5 protein-coding genes are annotated in these 4,909 nt (G+C 63.6%); 4 read left to right on the forward strand and 1 reads right to left on the reverse strand.

Annotation, left to right across the window (positions count from 1 at the left end; genetic code table 11):
- On the reverse strand, positions 1-873 hold an 873-nt coding region (locus RMO57_RS16355; protein WP_310388398.1), incomplete at its 3' end, for a LysR family transcriptional regulator.
- 146 nt (positions 874-1,019) lie between these two features.
- Here RMO57_RS16355 and RMO57_RS16360 point away from each other — a divergent pair.
- The 4 genes from RMO57_RS16360 to groL all read left to right on the forward strand — a co-directional run.
- Entirely contained in the window at positions 1,020-1,565 is a 546-nt protein-coding gene (locus RMO57_RS16360; protein ID WP_310388400.1) for a hypothetical protein, read from the forward strand.
- Positions 1,562-2,968: an MFS transporter gene (locus RMO57_RS16365; protein ID WP_310388402.1), complete on the forward strand. Its 1,407-nt coding sequence runs from the start codon at positions 1,562-1,564 to the stop codon at positions 2,966-2,968. Before RMO57_RS16360 ends, RMO57_RS16365 begins: the two co-directional genes overlap by 4 nt.
- Before the next feature lie 173 nt (positions 2,969-3,141).
- Positions 3,142-3,426: a co-chaperone GroES gene (gene groES, locus RMO57_RS16370; protein WP_310388404.1), complete on the forward strand. Its 285-nt coding sequence runs from the start codon at positions 3,142-3,144 to the stop codon at positions 3,424-3,426.
- A gap of 134 nt (positions 3,427-3,560) precedes the next feature.
- The coding region (groL, locus tag RMO57_RS16375; RefSeq protein ID WP_310388406.1) for a chaperonin GroEL at positions 3,561-4,909 on the forward strand (1,349 nt) is incomplete at its 3' end.

Below are 4,909 nucleotides of genomic sequence, written 5' to 3' on the forward strand. Positions count from 1 at the left end.
GCGAACGCAGCCGCGCAGCCAGCGATGTGCCTGGTCTGCGTCCAAGCGCGGATGCCAGAGCAAGGAGACGGTAAACGGCGCAATTGGCAGCGGCAATTCAAAGCTGTGCATGCCCGCGTACAGAAGCCCGGTGTGCCGCTCGTGCACGCAGGCGACCAAATCCGAGGCCCGCACCAAGGCCAACGCGGCCGAGAAACCGCCGACGATGGTGGCGATCTGTCGCTGCAGCCCCAGGCTCGCCAGAGCGGCGTCGATGGGGCCTTGGTCGCTGTCCCGCCGCGCCACGTGGACGTGTTTTGCGGCAGCAAAGCGGGCCGGGGTGATGTCGCCCTCGCACAGCGGGTGTCCCGCCCGTACGACGCCGACATAGCGGTCACTGAACAAAGCCTGCGCGCGCACTTCCGGACCAATGGCTTGATCCACCACGCCCGTCTCCAGATCGACCGAACCGTCGCGCAGCGGTCCGCTGTCCTTCTCCAGCTTGTGCAGAAAATGCAGGCGCACGCCAGGGGCTTGTTCAGCCATGCGCGCCAGCAGGCCGGCCCCGAAGTTCTCCACGAAGCCTTCGCTGGCCCGCAGCGTGAAGCTTCTTTCGACTTGGCCGAGATCAAGCTTGCCGGCGGGCCGCAGCGCAGCTTCGGCGTCTTGGACGAGTTGACCGATAGAGTCGCGCAGCTTGAGCGCGCGGGGCGAGGCCACCATGCCCCGTCCCGCGCGCACCAAGAGCGGATCGCCGGTGGCCTCGCGCAACCGCGCCAGCGCTCGGCTCATCGCCGACGGACTCAGACGCAGCCGCCGAGCCGCACCCGCCACGCTGCCTTCGGCGAGCAGCGCATCCAGGGTGACGAGCAAATTGAGATCGGGTCTGGCCAAGCTGAGGCTCCGTTGCTGTTCATGACATGGCGTGCCGCGCATGTATTGAGTGCAGATCATGCGCCTTCCGCTATCTCTGGCGAATGACTATCTTCTGGACATGCGCTTGAACGGCGGTCGTTCGAGCGGAACCGTAGGAGATATTCATGGATAGCAATACGCTTGACGCATCGATGGCGGGGATCAAATCCGCCTGGGGGCCCCTCAGCACCGAGGTGGTCGCGGCATGCCGCGAGCAGTTGGAGGCCTTGCTCAAGGCCCCAGCCGCCGAGGCTTGGTTGGCGGCCCTGCACCGGGAAGGCCCAGCAAACAAGGAACTGCACCGCGACCCCGAGCATGGCTTCGTGCTCTTGGCGCACACGGAACCGGCGGGGCTGTACCGGCCGCCCCACGACCATGGCCGCGCCTGGGTCATTTATGCGGTGCAGCAAGGTGCAATTGAGATGGGTACTTATGCGCGGCTAGCGCAACCGGACGGCAGTGCTCGCTTGGTGAAACGGGGCTCGACGCTGCTGCGGCCCGGTCAGGTGCAGGCCTATTTGCCCGGAGACATCCATGACACGCGCTGTGTGACCGGACCCGCCTTGCTGTTTCGCTTCACCGAACGCGACTTGAAGAAGGAGGACCAAGAAGCACGGCGGCTGACGCGCTACGTCGAACGGGACGGCGGCTGGACCGCGGGACAGCCATGATCAATGCCGCCTCCTTGGCCAGCGCGCCGCCAACCGATGATGCAAACCACGGGCTCCAAGGGTCGCGCCGCAAGCTGGCGATTGCTGCCGTGCTCGCAGCCATGGTGCTGGCCGTGCTTGACGCCGCCATCGCCAACGTGGCGCTGCCAAGCATGGCGCGCTCCTTGCAGGTGACACCAGGTATGTCGATCTGGATCATCACCGCCTACCAAACCGCCTTGGTGATGGGCCTTTTGCCCTGCGCCGCACTCGGCGAAAGCCTGGGCTTGCGCCGCGTCTTCACGAGCGGCGTCGCGCTTTTCACGGTCGCATCCGCCTTGTGTGCACTGGCCCCGTCGCTGCCCTGGCTCGTCGCGGCGCGCCTTCTGCAGGGGCTCGGAGCGGCCGCCATCATGGCGCTGGGCATCGCCTTGCTGCGCCTGGCGGTTCCCAAGCACCTGCTCGGCGCCGCCATCGGCTGGAACGCGCTCGCCGTGGCCCTGGCTTCTGCGGCCGGCCCCAGCCTCGGCGCCTTGCTGCTGACGGTGGCGAGTTGGCCCTGGCTATTCGCCGTGAACCTGCCGCTGGGCGGCTTGGTACTGCTCGCGGGCCGTGCGCTGCCGGCGAACACCGGCACGGCGCGGCCACTTGACCGGCTCAGTGTGGGGCTGAATGCCGCCGTTTTTGCCGCGCTGGTCATCGGCGCGGAACTGCTGACGGCGCAACCGGTATGGGCTGGCGCCCTGGCGGGGGCGGCAGTCATCAGTTTGACGGCGCTGATCCGGCGAGAAAAGCCCAAGGTCGCGCCCTTGATTCCGTTGGATCTTCTTCACATGGGATCTTTTCGCACTTCGGTGCTGGCCTCGTTTTTTTGTTTCACGGGCATGACCATGGGCTTGCTGGCACTGCCGTTTTATCTGCAGCACAGCCTGGGACAGAACACCCTGATGAGCGGGCTCTATCTGACTCCCTGGCCACTGACGGTGGCGATCGCGGCCCCATTGGCGGGGCATCTCGCGGATCGCGTCTCGACAGCATGGCTTTGTGCCGCGGGTGGCGCCTGTCTGGCGCTCGGGCTCGCAGCTCTCGCACTCTGGCCGCTGCATGGCAGCGCTCTGCCGCTGCTGCCGTTCACGATCTTGTGTGGCCTCGGCTTTGGCCTTTTTCAGGTGCCGAACAACCGCAATATGTTTCTTTCGGCGCCGCGCGAACGAACCGGCGCCGCCGGCGGCATGCAGGCCACCGCCCGTCTGGCCGGGCAAACCGCCGGCGGCGTCCTCATGACCCTGCTGTTCACGATGGCGTCAACCGACACCGCGCCCAGACTCGGTCTCGGGATCGGGGCGCTGCTGACCTTGGTGGCCGGGCTCGTGAGCCTGTTGCGCATCACACCAATCAAGAATGAAGCACAACCGGGGACTTGAAAGCTCGGCACTCGCCCATATAATCATTTTGCTAGCACTCATGCCTTGCGAGTGCTAACGATTCCTCAGCCCGACCTCGTCGGATTGCGCGGATCTCTAATTTTCCCTCATCGGGGTGGCCGGCCCAGCCGAACGCCTCGAACTAAAAGTGTCGAAACTCTCTAGGAGAAGTGATGAATTTGCGTCCTTTGCACGATCGCGTGATCGTTAAACGTCTCGAACAAGAAACCAAGACTGCCTCGGGCATCTTCATCCCTGACGCAGCAGCCGAAAAGCCCGATCAAGGCGAAGTGCTGGCCGTCGGTAACGGCAAGCGCAATGACCGCGGCGACCTGATCGCCCTGAACGTCAAGGTCGGTGACCGCGTTTTGTTCGGCAAGTACAGCGGCCAGACCGTCAAAATCGACGGCAATGAGTTGTTGGTAATGCGCGAAGAGGATCTCTTCGCCGTTGTTTAAAAATAAATGATTTGCGGGACAGACCTGACCCTGTACGCAGGGGCTGCTCTGTCCCCAACTGACTAGAGATTTGCGCTGCAGGCTATCCGACTTGCCCGCGTCCCTGGTAAACAATCGGATTTGGAGAAATTGTCATGGCAGCAAAAGACGTAATTTTCGGCGGCGAAGCACGTGCCCGCATGGTTGAAGGCGTGAACATCTTGGCCAACGCGGTCAAGGTCACGCTGGGCCCCAAGGGTCGCAATGTGGTGTTGGAGCGCTCGTATGGCGCCCCTACCGTGACCAAGGACGGTGTGTCCGTGGCCAAGGAAATCGAACTCAAGGACAAGCTGCAGAACATGGGCGCGCAGATGGTCAAGGAAGTTGCTTCCAAGACCTCCGACAACGCCGGTGACGGCACCACGACAGCAACCGTGCTGGCCCAAGCCATCGTGCGCGAAGGCATGAAGTATGTGGCCGCCGGCATGAACCCGATGGACCTGAAGCGCGGCATCGACAAGGCAGTGACTGCCCTGGTCGCCGAGCTGAAGAAGGCCTCCAAGGCCACCACGACTTCCAAGGAAATCGCTCAAGTCGGCTCGATCTCGGCCAATAGCGACGAGTCGATCGGCAAGATCATCGCCGACGCAATGGACAAGGTCGGCAAGGAAGGCGTCATCACCGTCGAAGACGGCAAGTCGCTGGACAACGAACTGGACGTCGTCGAAGGCATGCAATTCGACCGCGGCTACCTGAGCCCTTACTTCATCAACAACCCAGAGAAGCAAGCTGCTCTGTTGGACAACCCTTTCGTGCTGCTGTACGACAAGAAGATCTCCAACATCCGTGACCTGCTGCCAACACTGGAGCAAGTCGCCAAGTCGGGCCGTCCGCTGCTGATCATTGCCGAAGAAGTTGAAGGCGAAGCACTGGCCACGCTGGTGGTCAACACCATCCGCGGCATCCTGAAGGTCGTGGCCGTCAAGGCGCCAGGCTTCGGCGACCGCCGCAAGGCCATGCTCGAGGACATCGCCATCCTGACCGGCGGCAAGGTCATCGCCGAAGAAGTCGGCCTGACGCTCGAGAAGGTCACACTGGCCGATCTGGGCCAGGCCAAGCGGGTCGAAGTCGGCAAGGAAAACACGACCCTCATCGACGGCCATGGTGGCGCAACCGAGATCGAAGCGCGCGTCAAGCAAGTGCGCGTGCAGATCGACGAAGCCACCAGCGACTACGACCGTGAAAAGCTGCAGGAGCGCGTGGCCAAGCTGGCCGGTGGCGTTGCGGTCATCAAGGTCGGTGCCGCGACCGAAGTCGAGATGAAGGAAAAGAAGGCCCGCGTCGAAGACGCGCTGCACGCAACCCGTGCCGCCGTCGAAGAAGGCATCGTGGCCGGTGGCGGCGTGGCGCTGTTGCGCGCCAAGCAGGCTGCGGGCACGATCAAGGGCGACAACCCCGACCAGGAAGCTGGCATCAAGCTGATCCTGCGCGCGGTGGAAGAGCC

Origin of the sequence: Roseateles sp. (assembly GCF_031397715.1) — a bacterium.
Lineage (GTDB): Bacteria > Pseudomonadota > Gammaproteobacteria > Burkholderiales > Burkholderiaceae_C > Paucibacter_A.

Excerpts from the sequence above, each read along its gene's own strand:
- RMO57_RS16360 (WP_310388400.1), top strand. The coding sequence starts at position 1,020 with ATGGATAGCAATACGCTTGACGCATCGATGGCGGGGATCAAATCCGCC.
- RMO57_RS16365 (WP_310388402.1), top strand. The coding sequence starts at position 1,562 with ATGATCAATGCCGCCTCCTTGGCCAGCGCGCCGCCAACCGATGATGCA.
- groES (WP_310388404.1), top strand. The coding sequence starts at position 3,142 with ATGAATTTGCGTCCTTTGCACGATCGCGTGATCGTTAAACGTCTCGAA.